19 protein-coding genes are annotated in these 19016 nt (G+C 48.1%); 4 read left to right on the plus strand and 15 right to left on the minus strand.

Annotated features, from left to right (window positions below; translation table 11 throughout):
* Positions 1 to 101: 101 nt before the first annotated feature.
* Positions 102 to 1301: an MFS transporter gene (locus ACOSVP_RS05265; RefSeq protein WP_487346441.1), complete on the minus strand. Its 1200-nt coding sequence runs from the start codon at positions 1299 to 1301 to the stop codon at positions 102 to 104.
* 132 nt (positions 1302 to 1433) lie between these two features.
* On the opposite strand from ACOSVP_RS05265, the gene ACOSVP_RS05270 reads away from it, so the two are divergent.
* Positions 1434 to 2333 (plus strand): LysR substrate-binding domain-containing protein, encoded by a 900-nt coding sequence (locus ACOSVP_RS05270; protein WP_487346442.1) that lies wholly within the window; start codon positions 1434 to 1436, stop codon positions 2331 to 2333.
* A gap of 94 nt (positions 2334 to 2427) precedes the next feature.
* On the opposite strand, the gene ACOSVP_RS05275 is transcribed toward ACOSVP_RS05270, so the two are convergent.
* From ACOSVP_RS05275 to ACOSVP_RS05290, 4 genes are all read right to left on the minus strand, one after another.
* Positions 2428 to 2691 (minus strand): hypothetical protein, encoded by a 264-nt coding sequence (locus ACOSVP_RS05275; protein WP_487346443.1) that lies wholly within the window; start codon positions 2689 to 2691, stop codon positions 2428 to 2430.
* A gap of 417 nt (positions 2692 to 3108) precedes the next feature.
* On the minus strand, positions 3109 to 3378 hold the full coding sequence (locus ACOSVP_RS05280; protein ID WP_487346444.1) for a hypothetical protein: 270 nt from the start codon (positions 3376 to 3378) through the stop codon (positions 3109 to 3111).
* 67 nt (positions 3379 to 3445) lie between these two features.
* A complete protein-coding gene (locus ACOSVP_RS05285) occupies positions 3446 to 3706 on the minus strand; it encodes a hypothetical protein (RefSeq protein ID WP_487346445.1) in 261 nt (86 codons plus the stop codon).
* A 531-nt stretch (positions 3707 to 4237) separates the two neighbouring features.
* Positions 4238 to 5155, minus strand: a complete 918-nt coding sequence (locus ACOSVP_RS05290; protein ID WP_487346446.1) for an alpha/beta hydrolase — start codon at positions 5153 to 5155, stop codon at positions 4238 to 4240.
* 128 nt (positions 5156 to 5283) lie between these two features.
* Between ACOSVP_RS05290 and ACOSVP_RS05295 the strand changes: the two genes are divergently transcribed.
* On the plus strand, positions 5284 to 6204 hold the full coding sequence (locus ACOSVP_RS05295; RefSeq protein ID WP_487346740.1) for a LysR family transcriptional regulator: 921 nt from the start codon (positions 5284 to 5286) through the stop codon (positions 6202 to 6204).
* A 23-nt stretch (positions 6205 to 6227) separates the two neighbouring features.
* Here ACOSVP_RS05295 and umuC read toward each other — a convergent pair whose 3' ends face one another.
* The 3 genes from umuC to ACOSVP_RS05310 form a co-directional block, all read right to left on the minus strand.
* Complete coding sequence (umuC, locus tag ACOSVP_RS05300; RefSeq protein ID WP_487346447.1) at positions 6228 to 7502, minus strand: translesion error-prone DNA polymerase V subunit UmuC; 1275 nt, start codon at positions 7500 to 7502, stop codon at positions 6228 to 6230.
* The gene (gene umuD, locus ACOSVP_RS05305; protein WP_487346448.1) at positions 7499 to 7942 is read right to left on the minus strand and encodes a translesion error-prone DNA polymerase V autoproteolytic subunit; all 444 of its coding nucleotides are present in this window, start codon (positions 7940 to 7942) and stop codon (positions 7499 to 7501) included. Before umuD ends, umuC begins: the two co-directional genes overlap by 4 nt.
* 153 nt (positions 7943 to 8095) lie before the next feature.
* Positions 8096 to 8995, minus strand: coding sequence for a prenyltransferase (locus ACOSVP_RS05310; RefSeq protein ID WP_487346449.1), 900 nt, complete (start codon positions 8993 to 8995; stop codon positions 8096 to 8098).
* A 215-nt stretch (positions 8996 to 9210) separates the two neighbouring features.
* Here ACOSVP_RS05310 and ACOSVP_RS05315 point away from each other — a divergent pair, with 215 nt between their 5' ends.
* The gene (locus ACOSVP_RS05315) at positions 9211 to 10566 is read left to right on the plus strand and encodes an MBL fold metallo-hydrolase RNA specificity domain-containing protein (RefSeq protein WP_487346450.1); all 1356 of its coding nucleotides are present in this window, start codon (positions 9211 to 9213) and stop codon (positions 10564 to 10566) included.
* A gap of 30 nt (positions 10567 to 10596) precedes the next feature.
* Here the strand turns inward: ACOSVP_RS05315 and ACOSVP_RS05320 are convergent, their stop codons facing one another.
* The 5 genes from ACOSVP_RS05320 to ACOSVP_RS05340 form a co-directional block, all read right to left on the minus strand.
* The gene (locus tag ACOSVP_RS05320) at positions 10597 to 12300 is read right to left on the minus strand and encodes a SulP family inorganic anion transporter (RefSeq protein WP_487346451.1); all 1704 of its coding nucleotides are present in this window, start codon (positions 12298 to 12300) and stop codon (positions 10597 to 10599) included.
* Between the two features lie 75 nt (positions 12301 to 12375).
* A complete protein-coding gene (locus tag ACOSVP_RS05325) occupies positions 12376 to 13263 on the minus strand; it encodes a LysR substrate-binding domain-containing protein (protein ID WP_487346452.1) in 888 nt (295 codons plus the stop codon).
* A 40-nt stretch (positions 13264 to 13303) separates the two neighbouring features.
* Complete coding sequence (locus ACOSVP_RS05330; RefSeq protein ID WP_487346741.1) at positions 13304 to 14041, minus strand: amino acid ABC transporter ATP-binding protein; 738 nt, start codon at positions 14039 to 14041, stop codon at positions 13304 to 13306.
* A gap of 4 nt (positions 14042 to 14045) precedes the next feature.
* A complete protein-coding gene (locus tag ACOSVP_RS05335) occupies positions 14046 to 14993 on the minus strand; it encodes an amino acid ABC transporter permease (protein ID WP_487346453.1) in 948 nt (315 codons plus the stop codon).
* A 70-nt stretch (positions 14994 to 15063) separates the two neighbouring features.
* A complete protein-coding gene (locus ACOSVP_RS05340; RefSeq protein WP_487346454.1) occupies positions 15064 to 15873 on the minus strand; it encodes a transporter substrate-binding domain-containing protein in 810 nt (269 codons plus the stop codon).
* Between the two features lie 295 nt (positions 15874 to 16168).
* On the opposite strand from ACOSVP_RS05340, the gene ACOSVP_RS05345 reads away from it, so the two are divergent.
* The gene (locus tag ACOSVP_RS05345; RefSeq protein WP_487346455.1) at positions 16169 to 17068 is read left to right on the plus strand and encodes a homocysteine S-methyltransferase family protein; all 900 of its coding nucleotides are present in this window, start codon (positions 16169 to 16171) and stop codon (positions 17066 to 17068) included.
* A 95-nt stretch (positions 17069 to 17163) separates the two neighbouring features.
* Here ACOSVP_RS05345 and ACOSVP_RS05350 read toward each other — a convergent pair whose 3' ends face one another.
* A complete protein-coding gene (locus ACOSVP_RS05350) occupies positions 17164 to 17448 on the minus strand; it encodes a hypothetical protein (RefSeq protein ID WP_487346456.1) in 285 nt (94 codons plus the stop codon).
* A 530-nt stretch (positions 17449 to 17978) separates the two neighbouring features.
* Positions 17979 to 18908: a porin gene (locus ACOSVP_RS05355; protein WP_487346457.1), complete on the minus strand. Its 930-nt coding sequence runs from the start codon at positions 18906 to 18908 to the stop codon at positions 17979 to 17981.
* Positions 18909 to 19016: the final 108 nt, after the last annotated feature.

Consider the following 19016-nt stretch of genomic DNA (forward strand, 5'->3'; position numbering starts at 1 on the left):
ATGAGAGCATCATATCCCCACTTCACAATTCGATAAAACGAAAAGTATTGATATCTACGTTCAGATTTATTGAATCCTGAGCAATCAGCTTCTCACTCTGGTTAAAAAGCTCCCACCAGTGGCTCATCTGGTGCACGTTCAGTCATGTAAATGTAGGCAGCCAAAATCGCCAACAACACACTGATCACGGCAATCAAGCTATACATCATTGCGAGACTGCCAGTGAATTCTTGAATCGCACCCGCCAGCAAATTCCCTAGCGCACCGCCCGTTCCGAACACCACCATGCCAATGCCATTAATCTGCATGGTGACTTTTGAGCTGTACTGCTTGTTTAACCAACCGGAGATCACGCCCCAAATCGCGAAATACATTAAGCCGTAACCAAAGCCCGCCACCAACACAAAACGACTTGGATCGTAGGTAAACGCACTGATACACAAGGCAAACCCCAAGAACATTACCAATAAGGCAATGCCGTGTCCCTTGTAGTCAGACAGCTTACCGGCCAATAGACCCGACACCATGCCTGACAAACCGATCATGCTCCATGTGTAACCGCCCAATGCGCTTGGCAAAGAAAGCTCTGCTAAGTACAAGTTTAGCCAAGTTGTAAAAGGAATGGTGGCAAAGCCTACAGAAAAGAAAATCAAGCAAGACAAAAACGCTGGTCGCTCTTTGACAACCGTACGCAATAGCTGCTTAACCCCCATCGCTAAAACATCACCTGGTACACGCTGTGTTTCTTCGCTCGTCTGCAAGCGTTTTAGCAAAACAAAAATTGTCGCCAGCGCCAGAATGCCTAACACACCACCCAATGCCCAAGCACTGCGCCAGCCAAATAGCGGGATAAACAGTAAAATTAATACACCATTGACGCCGTAGCCCCATGCACTGCCACTGGCAATAAAAGCTAAATTGGTGGCCGTTCGCCCCACTAAACCATAGCGCGTTACCAATTCCACAATACAGCCCCAACAAATGGCCGCATTCATCGCCAGTACCACTAACGCCCCTAAGATCACGATTTGATTACTGTACCAAGCGATGCTGAACAACATAGCACTGGTGATGACCATCGACGTCATTAGCACCTTGCCTGAATCAAAGCGTTGCCCATAGGTGCCAACTAGCATGGCACCTGACAAATACGCAACTTGAGTACTGGCACCGATAATCGCAAGAAACCAAGGGCTAATATCGATACTGCTTTGCATCAAGGGCACCAGTGCAGCGAATAAATACAGGCCAAAGCCATTGCTAACAATTTGACTAAAGCCAAAGGTAATTGGCATACGCATAGGTCACTCCTTATACTTTCAGAGCGGTAGATTGGACCCTTGTGGGGGAATCTGCGTATCCTAAGAGCTTGCCTTTCTTCAGTAAATCGATAAATATTCAACTCTTCGTTCAATAGTTTTGAAATCTGAATTATGCGTGATTTACCGATCAATTTGCTGCGCACCTTTATGGTCGTGGCCGACACCTTAAACCTGACAGAAGCCGCGAAACAGCTCCACAAGGCCCCGTCTACGGTGAGTATGCAGTTGAACCGCTTGGAAGAATTGGTGGCCAATCCGCTTATGGAACGAGGCCAGCATGGGGTACGTTTAACCGCTGTCGGCACCCTGTTAAAGAGTCATGCACAGCAATTGCTAAACCTGCACGATCAAATCGTCGGCTCGTTTCAAAATATGGATATCGGCGGTGTGGTACGGCTAGGCACCCATGATCAATACGCTAGCCGTGCTTTAGCACCTATCCTGCAAGAGTTCATCTTGAGCTACCCTGAAGCGGAATTGGAAGCCATCTGCGATTATCGTCCAGAACATTTGATCGACATGATTGAACGCGGTCGTTTGGACATTGCGCTGTTGGAGATGAAAGCTGGTACCGAAGGCGGTCTACGCTTGCGCCGCGATCAGTTAGTGTGGGTTCGTGGCAAAGACCATTTTGTACACACCCAACCGGTTTTACCGCTGGTTGTATTTGATGAAGGCTGTATCCATCGTCGTTATGCCTGTGAAGCGCTGGATTCGGTGGGTATTCCCTATCGCATCGCCTTTACTAGCCAAAGCCGTATGGGAGTGCTAGCCGCAGTGCGGGCCGGTATTGGCGTGGCCATTATCGCTCAACATACGGTCGAGGATGATCTCGCCATTATTGGTCATGAGCTACCACCCTTGCCTGAGACCGATATGACCTTGATGATGTCGCCTAAGGTGAATGAAGCCACACGCCGTCTAGAGCAGATCATCCTTGAGAGTCCTGTGTTTAACCCGATGGGTAACGGCGTATCCAATCCTACGGAAGCCGTGATTGAGCCATCTTAAGGTAAAAAAAACCCCGACATCGCATCGGGGTTCTTACTCATCCTGAGGGCTACTTTGATCATACATTAAATCGACGTTCTCCTCCGCCACTCAGCTAGTTTGCAGAGTGAAGGTCATCAAACACACCTTGTAACTCTTTGTTCTGTTCTTGGACTGCTTGAAGTTTTTGTGATGGTGTCATGGCATAGCCTAGATCAAGCTCGCCAGCTTCATAGCCCATAGTTTCAAGTTGCGCAGATAGAGAATTGTAGCTCGCTTCCGCTGCACGAAAATCGTCGGAGATATTATCAGCGATAGCTGCTGTTGACATAGCTGAAGCCATTACGACAGCAGATGCGATTGCGGCTAGTTTTTTCATGGTGAGCCTCCTTTCAAAGTCTCTGGTTAACATAGTAAATCTTTCAAGAACTCAAGTACGTTTAACCTCGCGCCTCATATCAATAGTAGACGCCTGTTAGTATTACGACAGCACCTGAACAATTGATCCACTATTCTTTAAAGTTATTTCTAATGGCAAAAGCATTAACAATAAAACCTTAAAACGAATATCTTTCCTTTTAATTACTTATACGAACCAAGACAACAAGGTTCCAATACATTTTCACGCATACATTAGTCGAATATGAATAACAAACTCTTATATCAGCATTAGATAATGAAAATCTGTCACCTAAAAGAATTCATGAAATATTTGTGACAGCTTTTTATTCCACAAACAACAAAGCCCCAGAGAGGAAACCTCACTGGGGCTTTGTTGTTAGCTAACGTGCTGTGCTTAGTTTGCCGCGCGCACTGTATCGAATTGGCCTTGTAGCTCTGCCACTTTATCTTGGTAAGCATCAAGCTTCTGAGACAGGGTTGCAGGTGAATTGAACTCTACCGTTGGGTTTGACTCAACGCCCATCGCTGCAAGTTGAGCTGACAAAGCTTTGGCTTGTGCTTGTGCATCAAAATAGTCGTCTTGAATATTATCTGCACCCGATGCAAACGACGCTGAAGCAGCCAGTGTTAGAGCGGCAATCAATGCTGGAGTTTTAAAGTTCATACTATTCACCTTTCAATTCGTTAATCTGTTCAAATCATTCCGATGTAGCGGAAGGTTTACATGACGCTTAGTTAGCTGAATTTAGACCATTCAACACGTCTTGTAGCTCAGCGCGTTTTTCAGCAACCACGTCCAGTTTTTGCGATGTTGTCATTGGCTGGCTGTATAGCTCGTCCACTTGGTAGCCTTTTGCTTCCGCTTGCGCCGCTAATGCTTGGTAACGCGCTTCAGCTCGGTGTAGATCATCATTGATGTTGTCTGCTAGTGCTGAAGTTGATAGTGCAGCAGTAGCCAATACAGCAGATGTGATAGCGATTAGTTTTTTCATGGTGAGCCTCCTTTCAAGGGTCTCTAAAAATTTAAATAAAGTTTTAAAGCAGGTCGCGAAATGTGTTTCGCGTTTCGATGTAATGAATATTAGCGCTCAGAAAAAATAAAAAAAGAGCGCAAAAATGCGTTCCCAAATGCTTCCCTTAACCCCTTGAAAGCGTCTAAATTCGGGCTTCAAGCACCAATCATGGATACTGGTCAAAATTTGCGCCCATTCAATGCGAACTGGCAAAAAATGGTCACGATATAAAGACAAAAAGCCCTAAAAATGACCGCTAGATATGTAACTATGCAAATAAAATTAGCCTCAATAAGCACATTCTGTACTTAAATGCTTAAGCGCCAATGATTTAGGGCTTGTCACTTACTTATTTGAAATCGGATAACTCGATTGTCCTTAATCGAATATATCGATAGGTTTATAAGTGGCCTTTTAAAAACGGCACGATTTCGCTCATCGCGATAGTCGTCATGGGGAAACTCCTCTTCAAAATGAAATGCTGGGGCGCACTGAACACCCCAGAGAGAATTAGCTCAAAGTACGCTGGAAGAATGGCGCAAGCTGTGCCACCGCTTGATCAACGTATTGCGGGATGTCATACAACGACATGTGATTGGCCCCTTCGATCAGAATCAATTGCTTATCGCTGGATGCCGCACGCTGCATTAGATCTTCACTCATCCAGCGACTACCCGCTTGGGTGCCCGCAATCATAAGTAAAGGCTGCGTCAAAAAGGCTTCCGCTTTATGGTAGGCATCGTATGTCACCAGCTGATTTAAGTTGCGAGTCAAGGCATAGCCAGGCGCATTGGGATGCGCGCAACGTGGCGTATGATAGTATTCCCAAGCTTCTGCCAGCTCTTCATTGGGAGCGTCTTCTTTGCACATGGGTGCTAGAGGAATTTGCATCAACTCCGCTTTGCCTGCATCACTCGTACGCGCCTGTGCCCCAAAGTCTAAATAGCCCACCGCATCGGCATCCGCGACCGTGTTCTCCCAACCATTACGAAACATTTGACCAATGTTTACCGCACTTACCGTGGCCGCACTTTTAATGCGTCGATCGTTGATCATGGCGTTGGCGGTATAGCCGCCCCCAGCACAGATACCAAGTGCCCCAACACGATCTAGGTCGACAAAGTTAAGCGTTGTTAGATAATCAATCACCGCACTGATGTCTTCTGTGCGTACATAAGGGTTTTCCAGTTGACGCGGCTCCCCAGTGCTGGCGCCTTGATAAGACGCATCAAAGGCAATGGCGATGAAGCCATTGGCCGCCATATGTTTAGCGTAGAGCCCAGCCGCTTGTTCTTTGACACCGCCACCTGGATGCGTCACCACAATCGCAGGATAGGTGTTCGCCTCATCAAAACCTTCTGGAAGGTGAAGGTTCGCCGCCATAGTAATGCCGGCACCGTTTAAATTGTTAAAAGTTACGTGTTTCATCGTACGTGCTCCTGAAATGTGTTGGATTCGATTTGCTTAACCGATGAAATGAAGTGTAGATGTATCACTTGAATAGAAAAACATGCTAAAACTATCAACATAATTTAGCTGAGCTTAACAATATACCCATCGAACCCTCTCTCTATCCCTCTTTAGTCTGGTTTGTTCAGGTCGTTAGACATGGCAGCTTTACCAAGGCAGCGGACCATTTAGGCATCACTCGTGCGGCTCTGTCACAGCACGTTAAGTCACTGGAACAACAATTAGACGTCCGCTTACTCAACCGCACCACTCGCAGCATGTCCTTGACCGAAGAAGGCCAAAAGCTCCTAGATGTTTTGTTGCCCGCCTTTGATTCGATTGAAAGAGTCGTCACCGACTTGCGGGAAGCCCATGACCATCCTAGTGGCATGATCCGGATTAACACGTCGCGCGTAGCTGCGAACCTTTTACTCGTGCCTGTGCTGGATCAGTTTCTGGCCCAACACCCTTCAGTACGTGTTGAAATCGTCATCAATGATGGCTTTTCCAGCATCATCGCCGAAGGCATGGACGTCGGTATTCGCTTGGGGGAAAGCCTAGACGAAGGAGTGGTTGCAATTCCGATCTCACCAACCATTACCCCCACCATAGTCGCCTCACCGGACTATTTTGCAGAGCATGGTTATCCCTGCACTCCCGAGGAACTCACGTCGCATAACTGTCTCGCCTATCGTTTTTCCAGCAGTGGCGCCATTGATCGCTGGCGTTTTAGTCATAATAGCGACCTCAGCCGCGCTCTTGATTATGAGCCCGCTGGCAATGCCATCTTTAACGATGATGAAAATATGATTCGCGCCGCTCTCAATGGTGTCGGTCTGATGAAACATTTGGATTTGTGTATTGAGCAACACCTAGCAGAAGGCACCTTGGTGCGCGTGTTAGAAGAGTGGTGTCAGCCCGTGCCTGGGTTCTACCTATATGTGCCATCTCGTGAAAACATGCCGGCAAAAATCCGCGCGCTGATTGACTTCTTAACCGCACGCAGAACACAACTCACCAAGCCTTAGCACACAGAGTTTAACTGCTACAGCTAGTGTACATTTGGTAAATCAGACCATTGGGTGGTGTAGGCTGGCGAGAGGAATTGACGCTTCATCGACCATTCGGGAGAAAAACCTTGAGCGGCAAAAAACACTTGCCCGTGGCCACTTTGGTTGATGCGATCCATCACCGTCATTAAGGCGTTTGCCTGCGTGCTCTGTGTATCAGAGTAAAACAGGTCCGTTTGATAGGCTCCATGGCTATAAAAGTCCGTCAACATCACGCCCGCTTTGGCATAACGAAAGCCTGGGCGAAACAGCTTATCGAATAGCTTAAACGCTGCCTGCAAAAATTCTCTGGTATCGTTCGTTGGATAAGGCAGCTCAACGGTTAACGCATGACAATATTGCGGGTCTTTGGCATTAAATACACCTGTGCGGATAAACACTTGCAGCACGCGGGCCAAACAGCCCTCAGCACGCAGCTTTTCCGCCGCTCGCGTCACGTATTTCGCGATGGCTTGCTGAAGCTGTGCTTTCTCGGTGATGCGCTTGCCAAAAGAGCGACTGCAAACGATTTGCTGTTTGGTGGCTGGCACCGATTCCAGTGACAAACAGGAGATGCCATTTAATTCACGTATGGTACGTTCCAGCACCACCGAGTACTCGCGGCGCAAAAGCTTGGGGTCGGCGTCTGCCAACGCCAAGGCTGTATCAATGCCCTGCTCACGCAAACGTTTGCTCAAACGTCGCCCAACACCCCAGACTTCACCTACATCCACCAGAGCCATCAAGCGTCGCTGGCGCGCTGGATCCATCAGATTCACCACAGAGCCGGTAGCGGGATAGGTTTTGGCCGCATGATTGGCGAGCTTGGCTAACGTCTTGGTCGGTGCGATACCAACGCCTACGGTAATGCCAGTACATTGATCGACCTTGGCTTTAATGCGTTGACCAAATGCCAATAAATCCTCGACCGCCTCAACACCACTTAACTCAAGAAAAGCTTCATCAATGGAGTAAATTTCCATCTTCGGGGCTTCCGCTTCTAACAGGCTCATGACCCGCTGAGACATATCCGCATACAAGGCATAATTCGAGGAAAAGCAAACAATCTGATGTTGCTCGATCAGCTCTCGAGCTTGGTGGACGGGCACGGCCATTTTAAGGCCCAACGCTTTCACTTCCTTCGAGCGCGCCACGATACAGCCATCATTATTGGACAGCACCACCACCGGCTTATGCTTCAAATCTGGGCGAAACAACTTCTCGCAGCTCGCATAGAAGTTATTGCAATCCACCAAGGCAAACACCTTCTGACTCATCGCTGTAACCTGCGCACTACCCCCGTCACCACCCCGAACACTTCAAAGTCGGATTCCTCGGAAATAGGCATCACTGGATAGGCTTTATTATGTGGACGCAGTTGCACATTTGGCTTGAGCTGCAACTCTTTGACGGTGAGTTCCCCATGCAAGGAGGCAATCACAATATCACCGTGCTTAGCGCTTAAAGAGCGGTCCACCACCAAGATATCGCCCGAATAAATCCCTACGCCAATCATCGAATCCCCCTGAGCGCGCACAAAGAAGGTCGCACTCGGATGCTGAATACACAGCGAATTCAAATCCAAAGATCGCTCAACATAATCTTGTGCTGGCGAAGGAAAACCTGCCGAGACGGACTCCACATACAAAGGAATCTGCATCGGTTGGGAAGCAAGAAAGGCAGCAGACTCCGCTGACCCCATATACGTCACTCGCATTGTGACCTCTCAAATATACTGTAAATATATACAGTATATTTGTTTTCAGCAGAAAACCAACCATCTCGCTGATAAAAATAAAAAAGCCCGTGATGCTAGCTAACATCACGGGCTTCGAGAGTATTCACGAGTGATGTTATTACCCAGAGGTTCTTAACCAAACAACAAGGTCGCCCCTAAAATAACCGGCGTTACCAAAGTCATCACCACGTTACGCCCTAGGTAGGGTAGCCATGTTGCCGAGCCTTTACGTAATAAAGGCTTTAGGCCCAGCACCACGGTCACCGCTAATAACAGAGGTAGTAACGCCAGCAGAGACAGCCAAGGCAGTAGACTCAAGACACACCCCGCAATAATCGCAATGCTTGCGACCAACACCCCAAAACTGTACAAGGCGAGGCTGGCCGATTTACCGTAAATAATCGGTACATGGCGACGGCCACTGGCACGATCTGCATCAATGTCAGGAAATTGATTCAATAGCAGCAAGTTGTTTGCCAACATAAAAGGCACCAAGGACACCAACAAGGCTAAGCCATTCAGATCTCCCGTTAACGCAATATGTGTCCCTAACACCATCACAGGACCAAAGCCTAATCCCGGCGCTAGCCAGCACAATAATGGCGAGCGGTTAATCCAAGGGGTATAGCCCACCACCAGCAAAACGCCAATAGCTCCCAGCCACAGCAAGGCTTCTCCTCTTAGGTAGACAAAGTAAATACCGATGGCGATGGTACCTAACAAGGTCACCCAGGCCATGGCTAAAACACTGTTAAGCGCGCTGGGATTATCCACCAGACCGCCACTGCCACCACTAAAAGGCGTACGCTCAGTTTTGAGATCCAAACCGGAGCGAAAATCCATGTATTCATTAAACGCATTGACGCTGATGTGGGCCAATAAAGCCGCCACTATTGCTAACGCTATGTGCAGCCATTCAATCTCGGGGGTACTGAGATAGGCAGTACTGATGCCTAAAAACACACTGACCGGCGCCAATATCAGGAAGGGAACACGCGCCGATTGCATTAACGTGGGAAACTTTGCACTCATTCAAGGACCTCTTAACGGGTTTGTTGCAAGATTACATTAGCAAAACCAAATCAAGATATCAGGCGGCACAAATCCGTCCCATCGTCGTCACACAGAACATAGAGCTAGATCAGTGTTTTTACGGATAACTCAGACAGAGCACTATAAGTGGGTGTAATACTGAAATTGGATTAAGCTTAAAAATCAGCGTTCTATCAACTATGCCCGAGGCCGTTATGAAGATTATCTTTCTGGGTGGTACAGAAACCGTTACAGGCTCTAAATTTTTAGTGGAAACCAACAGCACACGTATTCTCGTGGATTGCGGGTTATTCCAAGGCTATAAGTGGTTAAGGGAGCGCAACCGCCAAACCTTGCCACTGGACATTGATGATCTTGACGCGGTGGTGCTGACCCATGCCCATCTTGATCATTCGGGTTATGTGCCGGTGCTGTATAAAAAAGGCTATCGCGGCCCAATCTTTACCCATCATGCCACCAAAGACTTGTGCAAGATTCTGCTCGCCGACAGTGGTCATCTACAGGAAGAAGACGCCCGCTTCTACGGCAAGCATAAACTCAGTAAACACGAAAATCCTGAGCCACTGTACGATAGAGCGACCGCGGAAGCCTCGATGGCGTTATTCCAAGGCATCGAATTTGAAGAGCAAGTTCAGGTCGGCGATATTCGTTTTCACCTGCAGCCTGCGGGGCATATTCTGGGCGCTGGCAGTGTCATTATCGAGGCGGAAGGCAAACGCATTGGTTTTTCTGGTGACGTGGGTCGCCCAGATGACATCCTTAATTACCCACCTAAGCCCTTGCCAGAATTGGATCTACTGATGCTAGAGTCCACTTATGGCGACCGTCGTCATTCGCAGGACGATCCTTATGAGCAATTGGCCAATATGGTCAATCAAACTGCCAAACGGGGCGGCACATTATTGATCCCATCGTTTGCGGTGGGCCGTGCCCAGGTACTGCAACATATGCTACTGAGTATGATGGAGGAAGGTCGGATTCCGCCGATTCCTATTTATCTGGATAGTCCGATGGCGATCGATGTCTCTGAGCTGTATTGCGAGCACGCCGCTCTGCATAAACTCTCTACCGTACAAGCCAAGCACATGTGTCAGTCTATCCACTACACTCGAGAAGTTGACGAATCCAAAGCCTTGGCCGAACTGACTTACCCACATATTATTATTGCGGGCAGTGGTATGGCCACTGGGGGACGCATTTTGCACCATTTCAAAGAGCTGCTCGGTAACCCTAAAACATCGGTATTGTTCGCCGGCTATCAATCCGGTGGTACTCGGGGCGCGAAAATGGTGGGCGGTGCCACTAGTGTGAAATTGCACGGGGAATGGATCCCGATTCGAGCCACCATAGAAAGTATGGATGCTCTATCGGGTCATGCGGACTACGTGGACATTGAACATTGGCTGAAGGAATCAAAACTCCGCGCGGGCACGCAGATCTATTTGATTCATGGGGAGCCCGAAGCCCTAGAAGGCATGCGCGACCATTTGGAGCAAACGACCAACTTTAGAGTCGATATCGCTGGCTATATGCGCATCTTACATGTCTAACAGAGTTACCTTCTAGCTCAACCACCAGCCTCAATTTGCAGAGGCTGGTGGGTTATGAGGACGCTCAGAGAAGGCTTCCACCACATCCGATACCGACGCGAAATAGGCGTCTTCCCCTACCGCTTCGGTGATCCCTGAACGATCCATGCCATAGCGTACTCGATCCGATACTTCGGCAAACACTAACCGAACGCCAAGGGTACGTAGCTCATAACACAAGGTCACCAAGGTTCTCGCGGCCGAGTAATCCACATCATCCACCGCCGCCGCATCAATGCAAAACCACTCTAGCGAAGGTCGCGCACTGTTCACTAAGTAAAGGATTTCACGATTCATCAATTCAGCATTGGCGTAATACATCCCATGGGTAAAACGGTACACCTGCAAACCAGGCATTAGCTGCGCGTTGTTGTTCAGCGGTACCGCACGCCAGCGGCCATGACCGTTTGGCACCACCACACTGTTCACCGGACGGTAACCATGGCGGGTATGCACCAATAACGAGAGCACAATCGCCACTAAAATCCCAAGCTCCACCCCTAGCACCACCACACTGACCATAGTCGCCAGAGCTACCCAAAACTCCCAAGGGCGCTCATACAGTACCTTGCGTAGTCCCTTCACATCAATCAGCTCAAAACCGATTAAAAACACTATGGTCGCAAGGGTTGCATGGGGAAGATACGCCAAAGGTTCAGTAAACAACACCAACACCAATAACACGATGAATACCGTGATCAAGTGCGCCAACTGGCTACGTCCGCCGGCACCATCGACCATTTGTGTTTTGGTTGGACTGCCATTGACCACAAATGCACCAGAGAGCGCTGAGCCAATGTTCGCTAGCCCCAATCCGATTAAATCTTGATTGTCATTTACGGTTTCTTGATGGCGGGCAGCGTAGGCCCGCGACGTAGCCGAGCTTTGTGCCAAAATCACCATCACCATGGCAAAGGCGGTCGGTAATAAATAGGTAAACTGATCCCAAGACAATTGGAAGAGCGGCCATTGAATGGTCGGCAAACCACTTGGCACAGTGCCTACCAAAGCAATATCAAAAGTATTCAGACTGAACAACCAGCTCGCCACGATTGCACCGACTACGGCAATCAATGCCCCAGGAATACGCTTAGACACCAAGCGAATGCCTACTACAGCAATCAAGGTCAACAGTGACACTACCAAGGTATGCACATTAAGATTTTCAAGTGTTGGCCAATGCAACAGCAAGTGAGTGATAGAGCTTAAGCCTTCACTGTGCAAGCCAAGCATCCCTGGTACCTGTCCCACCGCCACTTGAATACCAACGCCGCTTAAGAAGCCAATTAACACGGTACGGGAAAGGAAATTCGCCAACACACCTAGATTTAAAACGCGCGCTAACAGCAACATGCCACCGACCAGTAACGCCAGCACCGACGCCATGGCCAAATACTCATCCGAGCCTGACATAGCAATGCCCGCTAGTGAGGTCGCTAACATGGCCGCCGTGGCAGAGTCCGCCCCCACTACCAGTTGTCGTGAAGAACCGAACATGGCGAATAAGAACATCGGCAACAGCATGGTATAGAGGCCGACCACTACTGGCACACCAGCGATTTGGGTATAGCCCATGACTTCTGGAATGGCTAATGCAGCGAGGGTTAAACCCGCTAACACCTCTTGTGGCAACTGCGCTCGATTAAGCGGCAGCAGACTTTGGAATATTCGAAAACGCTGACGTCCTATTGTCATGATAAGGCTCTCTTTAATAATGCGTGTAGTGTGTCAAATACCCATCGAGAATCAATCCATCGTTCTCTGTGAGCATCAGTTTAAGCGGCTTTGGCGCTCCAACCAGTTAAAGAATAACATGGCTTCAGGAGATAAATCGGTGCCGGACTTGCGCACCAGATAAAAGGATTCACTGGCGGAAATACGTTTATCAAATAGTTCAATTAAACGGCCATCAGCGAGCATGTCTTCGACCATGGAAGAACGTGCTAACGCTACGCCCACACCTAGCTCCGCTAAACGTAATGAGGCCAGCAGTGTATCCAGCTGCATACCACGGGAAGGATCGACCTGCTCTTCATTGACCATCGACAGCCAGTAGCCCCAGCCCTCTTCATAACCTAATACATGCAGCAAGGTAGTTTTGGCCAGATCACTGGGTGCTTGAATTTGATTGCGCTCGGCCAACTCAGGCGCACACACTGGAAATAAAGAGTCCCAACTTAAGCGCTGTGACACATAACCCGGCCATTGGCCGTTGCCCCAGCGAATCTCAAAGTCATCGTCAGCATCGGTGTCTTTCACCCACAGGGAGCTGATATAGCGGATATCGATATTTGAGTGTAGCTGATTAAACTCGGCTAAGCGCGGTGCCAACCAGTGCACGAAGAACGACAAACTGCCGCGAATTTTTACCGGCGTACGTTTATCTGAATTGAACAGCTCATTGGTGGCAGCAGCCAAGCGGGAAATAGAATCTTGCACCACCGGCAGATAAGACATGCCTTCATCGGTCAGCGTTAGACCGCGGGGCAAACGCTTAAATAAGGCTACACCAAGGTGACGTTCAAGCAATCGGATTTGCTGGCTCACCGCACCTTGGGTTAAATGCAACTCCTGCGCGGCTTTGGTAAAGTTCAAGCTGCGCGCAGAGACTTCAAAGGTGCGTAACCAGTTTAATGGGGGAAGTGTTTTCTCATTCATCTAAGCACCCAAGCGCCGACCGTTTCTAATAGAAAGGCGCTTAGAGTACCTGACCTAGAAAACGTTGCAAGCGTGGGTGTTCAGAATTAAAGAAACGCTCAGGGGATTCTTCGAGGACGAGCTCACCGTCTTCCATAAACACCACGCGATCCGCCACTTCACGGGCAAAGCCCATTTCGTGCGTGACCACTACCATGGTCATGCCCTCTTTGGCGAGGCTCTTCATGACATCCAAGACTTCGCCGACCATCTCTGGGTCCAAAGCACTGGTGGGTTCATCAAATAGTAGTGCTTTAGGCTTCATCGCTAGGGAACGGGCAATCGCCACACGCTGTTGTTGACCACCGGATAAACGTGATGGAAAGTGTTCCATACGTTCATGCAAGCCCACACGGTAGAGCAAGTCTTTGGCTTCCTGCTCCACTTCGGCTTTATCGCGCTTCAGCACTTTTAAAGGCGCCAACATCACATTGCCTAGGGCTGTTTTATGGGGAAACAGATTAAACGACTGGAACACCATGCCCACTTCTTCGCGTAGCTTATTAATGTCAGTGTGTTTATCGGCTAAGTCGATGCCATCGATTTTGATATGGCCTGCAGAAATGGTTTCTAACTGATTTAAGGTGCGCAAAAAAGTCGATTTACCCGAACCACTTGGGCCGATAATCACCACCACTTCGCCACGGTGAATATCGAGGGAAACGTCTTTTAGCGCATGACAGCCATTTTCAAAGACTTTATTGACCTTGCGGGCTTCGATCAGCACGCTGTTTTTCATTGCATCAGTCACTGGCCGCTAACCTCTTTTCCAAACGTTGAATCGCCCAAGACAAACCACCGGTAACCACTAGATATAACGCTGCCACGGTAAACCAGACTTCAAAAGGGGCGAAGCTACCACTGACCACTTCACGACCCGCTTTGGTTAAATCCGTAATGGAAATCACCGACACCAAGGACGAGTCTTTGATCAGGTTAATAAACTGACCCGCTAAGGATGGCAGAGTACGCTTGACCGCCTGAGGCATCACCACATAGGTCATGGCTTGGGCGTAGTTCATACCCAAAGAACGGGCCGCTTCCATCTGTCCAGGTGGAACCGATTGAATACCGCCACGCACAATTTCTGCCACATAAGCACCGGTAAAAATCGATAGCGCTGCGACGCCCGCAGTAAAACGATCTAAATCGAATACCGTACCAATAAAAAAGTAGACAATAAAAATCTGCACCAGCAAGGGCGTGCCGCGAATGACTTCCACATAGGTCACCGCCAGATTACGCCAGACCTGACCGTGGGCCACCCGCATCAAGCCAAAGATTAGACCCAACAAAATGGAGAAGATCAGTGATAAAAAGGAAATCTCAATCGTCACCCACAAGCCTTCGGCAATCGGGCCAAAGCGCCAGCCTTCAATGCGAGCAATGGTGTCCCCTTGGAAAATCAAATCGCCATCGCGGGCCACCAGCTTATCGTAGTCCGGCACTATCTGTGGCGCGCCGCCGTAGTCTGAGGTGATGCTCAACTGACCGGAAGCACTGACCACCGCCGTGCCATCGGTTTGCGCAATGATGTCCTGTGGCTCAGTGTTGATCACATAAGGCCACAGACGTTCCCAATGCCAGGTGTAGTTGATCTTCTGCCCTGAGAAATATATCCCAGCGATCAAAGCCGCCATGATAACGAGATATAAGCCGTGTCCAAGCCAGCGACGAGATTGTGTTTGCATGATGTCTCTTAAATAGAAAAAGAGCCTAACAAGGTAGGCTCTTGGTAAGACTTACTGATTGGCTCAGCGCTTACTGGATACTGTCGACCCAAGCATCTGAGTTAAACCATTTGTCGTAAATGCGATCGTAAGTGCCGTCTTTCTTGATTTGTACTAGGTAGTTATTCAAGAAGTTTAAGAAGTTCACATCGTCTTGGCGAATCGCCCAGCCTAGCGGCTCGTAAGTGAAGGCCTCATCCAAATGCACTACTCCACCCTTGTTCTGAGCAGCGTACATGGCATTGTACGGCAGATCGTAAACAAACGCGTCCGCTTTACCGTTCTTAACTTGTAGAACAGAGTCCGCTGATGTTTCAAATAGGTTTAGCTGCGCATTAGGGAAGAATTTCTTTGCCGCAATCGCGCCCGTCGTACCGATCTGAGACACCAGATGGTATTTCGGATCGTTTAGGTCACGGTAGTCTTTAATCTGTGCTGCAACTTCCGGCGTCACCAATACTGTCTGGCCCATTTCTAGGTAAGTATCAGCGAATAGAACTTTTAGATTACGTTCTGGCGTGATGCCCATGCCACCGTTGATGATGTCACACTTGCCGGTTTGTAGTGCTGGAATAATGCCGTCCCAAGCTGTGTTCACTGGCACAAACTTCACGCCCATGGCATGGGCCATGTGCTTAGAGATATCGATATCAAAACCAATAAAACGACCATCTTTGGTTTTCATTTCAAAAGGAATGTAGCCTGCTTCAAAGCACACTTTCAACTCGCCCGTCGATAGGATGTTATCGATGGCAGAATCCGCCGCATTGGCCAAGGTGCCGCCTAACACAGAACTTGCCAGCGCCAAGCCCGCTAAAGCTTTTTTGAAACCTAGTTTCATGTCATTCCTCATTCATTTGTTTTGTTATGAGCTCACGATCAGAAACCAAAACACCAGGTGTGAAGCAGTGAGCTTAAGGGTGACACAATATACCCAAAAGCAAGAAGGAGTAGTATCGACAGGATCGAGGTCTAAGACCTCGTTTTTTTAATAGGTAAGGCTATTTTTTGCTAATTAATGGTCATTATAGCCATAAAAAATCACTTTAGACCTATCAAAAATAATGAATTCGATTTTATTTCGAGATCAGCCTCGCTAGAATGTGCCGATTTTCAACCTAGCGGAAAACAGCATTATGACGACAGTCACCATACTTGATGGCGGCATGGGCCGTGAACTAGAGCGCCGTGGCGCGCCCTTTAAACAACCTGAATGGTCAGCCCTAGCCATGATGGAAGCCCCTGAAATCGTAAAGGATGTACATAAATCATTTATAGAAGCTGGATCACGCGTGATCACCACCAATAGCTATGCCCTAGTGCCGTTTCATATTGGTGAAGAGGTTTTCCAGCAGCGCGCGACAGAACTGGCAATCGACTCCGCCAACATGGCTCGTCAAGCGGTTGAGGAAAGCGGAAAAGACGTCAAAGTTGCAGGATCACTGGCGCCACTGTTTGGCTCTTACCGTGCCGACCTTTATCAAGCAGATCGTGCCGAAGAAATTGCTCGCCCACTGATCACGGCTCTAGCCCCTCGCGTGGACCTTTGGTTAAACGAAACCCAAAGCTTGTTGGCAGAAACCTTGCTGATGAAAAAGCTAGTCGACGAACTCGACAGTGAAAAGAAACCATACTGGGTGTCATTCACGCTAGAAGATGCAGAACCAACCACAGAGCCTTGTTTACGCTCAGGTGAAACGGTAGTAGAAGCAGTCAAAGCCATGGCCGCAGCGGGTGTGGATGGTATTTTATTCAATTGCTGCCAGCCAGAAATCATTGCCGATGCGATTGTGGTTACCAAGCAGGTACTAGCAGAACAGAATAAAGACCTAGCGATCGGAGCTTACGCTAACGCTTTCCCACCACAGCCAAAAGACGCCACGGCCAACGATGGCCTAGATGAACTGCGTGCGGACCTAACGCCAGAGTCTTACCTAGTGTGGGCAGAAAAATGGTGTGAGCTAGGCGCGACACTGATCGGTGGTTGTTGTGGCATTGGCCCTGATCACATTGCCGCACTGGCAAAACGCTTGTAACCAACGTTTGTAAAACGACATAAACAACAAAGCCCCGGCAGTTTCCTGTCGGGGCTTTTGTTTTTTCGGCTTGCGCTTAATATCTAGACAAGCAATTAGTTCGCTTGTGTCACTGATGTGTTGTGCGCATCGAACTGCGCTTGTAGAGAATCGATTTTATCTTGGTAAGCGTCTAGCTTCTGAGACAAAGTCGCTGGTGAGTTGAACTCTACTGCTGGGTTTGAATCCACGCCCATTGTTTCTAGTTGTGCAGACAAGGCTTTCGCGTGAGCTTGCGCATCTAGGTAGTTATCTAGCAGGTTGTTTTCATCGCTTGCTGCGAAAGATACAGAAGCAGTTAGAGCCAAAGTTGCGATGATTGCTGGAGTTTTGAAGTTCATAATAGTCACCTTTTAATCTGTTAAACATTTTGTGTTTTGTCTATCTGGCGAAACGTTTTTGGTCAGTGTTTCGCGCTTCGTTGGAAATAATATTAACGCGTCCAAAACAGAAAAAAAGAGCTTAAAAGTGCGTTCCAAAATGCTTCCCTCAAGCCTTTAAAAACGCCTTAATTGGCGATAAATGCAGCAACCATGTAAACCCAAAAGCTTTTGCTCGCATTTCATTCAATATCGCAAACATTGTTTATAAATCCACCACCCAAACTGGGTTTATAGCGGTTACCCTCCGTTATTGCGCACAAATCAAGTATAAAACAGATCTTAATCCATCCTTAAAGTACTGTGATGAAATAATAAAGCGAGTTGAACTTACATAATTGAAATCGAAGAAATAGATAGAGAATGATTGAATAACCCGATCAATTGACCAGATGTCAGTGGCGAGAGACTAGGTCTGTGCTTGTTGAATAAAAAATGCCCCTGAAAAAGGGGCATTTTTACGCTGGCCTAGTCACAACAGAAGCACTGCATTAGAACTCTATTTCAGCACCCGCCATGTAGGCCATCTCTGCACCCTCTGCGTCAGTGTTAGAGAGCTCTGCAAAGACTTTTACTTGATCAAATTCAGGGAATTCATAGGTCACGTTGGCATACCACTCATGAATAGAAGATTCCGCTTCAGGCTTATTGTTTACATAGCCCAAAACCATATTAGTCGCGTCGTTCACGTTAAACATGGACACTAGGTTGTAGACTTTCAATGTGTCTTCGGCTTCTGAGTAGTCCGCGGCGAATTTCGCAAAGCCCGCATCATAGATCGCGCTGACACCATATGAATCCACTTTGTCACCGCCTACTTCCACTTCTCGATTCTGGTACGCCGCCGCTAGCTCCCAATCGGCCAATTCAATCGAAGCAAACGCATCAAATGATTGAGGCCCTTCGCTGTCCTCGCCTTTGGCTTGCAGCTCAGTCGACAACATAATATTGACTGAGTCCAGATCGATATTCAGTAACAGTACATCGTCACCATCGGTTTCATCAAACGCGACATCATCGGAATCCATTTCATAGTCTTCTGCGATACCGAATTCATCTGTGGCATAATCCTGCTTACCTACAGAAAATGACACCTTGTTGTATTTAAAACCGACAATACCATCTTTTAGTTCGGCGCTTTTCTGGTCTTCATCACCATTTGCGGCATCATCAAAATCAAATTTAATGCGACCAAATGCCGTGAGATTATCATTTAGTTGGTAAGACACTTTATTATCAAACTCTAAAGCATCGAAATTCACATAAAGATTCTTTTCTTCGCCATTATCTTTTTGCAATTGAACTTGAATGTCGCCATCCATTTCATACTTAAAGCCGTTATCCTCATATAACGTTGCTGCGCTGGCAGAGGTAGCAGAGATAGCAGTCATAATCGCAACAGCTAGAATATTCTTTTTCACAATAGGTCCTTGTCTAAGGGCTTCTATTAATTGGGACAATAGAAGCCCGCACTGCTTTCAGTGTCGCTTAGATTTTTGATGATGAGTAAGGTAAGTTTTAAACGGTCG

This window comes from Marinomonas sp. HM11-D, assembly GCF_057626615.1.